Consider the following 830-nt stretch of genomic DNA (forward strand, 5'->3'; position numbering starts at 1 on the left):
ATCCTCGGGCTGGGGTACGTGGGTCTGCCGCTGGCGCAGGAGGCCGTGAAGGCCGGGCTGAGCGTGCTCGGCTACGACGTGAACACGAAGCTGGTGGCGTCGCTGAACGAGGGCCGTTCGCACGTGGACGACCTGTCCGACGGCGACATCGCGCAGATGCTGGCGGGCGGGTTCCGGGCGACCACGGACGAGTCGGAGATCGCCTCCGCGCGTACGGCGGTGATCTGCGTGCCGACGCCGCTGTCGGCCGACGGCGGCCCGGACCTGGGCGCGGTCGACTCCGCTACCCGGGCGGTGGCCCGCAACCTGCGGCCGGGCATGGTCGTGATCCTGGAGTCGACGACCTACCCGGGCACCACCGACGAGTACGTGCGCCCCATCCTCGAAGAGGGCGGCCTGGTCGCCGGGGCCGATTTCCACCTGGCGTTCTCGCCCGAGCGCATCGACCCGGGCAACCCGCAGTTCGGGCCGCACAACACCCCGAAGGTCGTCGGCGGGCACACCCCCGCCTGCACCGACGCCGCCGCCGACTTCTACGGCCGGTTCGTCGACACGGTCGTGCGCGCCAAGGGCACCCGCGAGGCCGAGACCGCCAAGCTGCTGGAGAACACGTACCGGCACATCAACATCGCGCTGGTCAACGAGATGGCGAAGTTCTGCCACCAGCTCGGCATCGACCTGTGGGACGTGATCCGGGCCGCCTCGTCCAAGCCGTTCGGGTTCCAGGCGTTCTACCCCGGCCCCGGCGTCGGCGGGCACTGCATCCCGATCGACCCGAACTACCTGTCGCACAACGTCCGCGCCAAGCTCGGCTACCCGTTCCGGTTCGT

Annotated in this window: 1 protein-coding gene; it reads left to right on the forward strand. The window is 70.7% G+C overall.

The features are described 5' to 3' along the window. The coding region (locus QEZ54_RS36225) for a nucleotide sugar dehydrogenase (RefSeq protein WP_281309311.1) at positions 1-830 on the forward strand (830 nt) is incomplete at both ends.

The sequence above is a fragment of the Catellatospora sp. KI3 genome, assembly GCF_029948125.1.
GTDB lineage: Bacteria > Actinomycetota > Actinomycetes > Mycobacteriales > Micromonosporaceae > Catellatospora.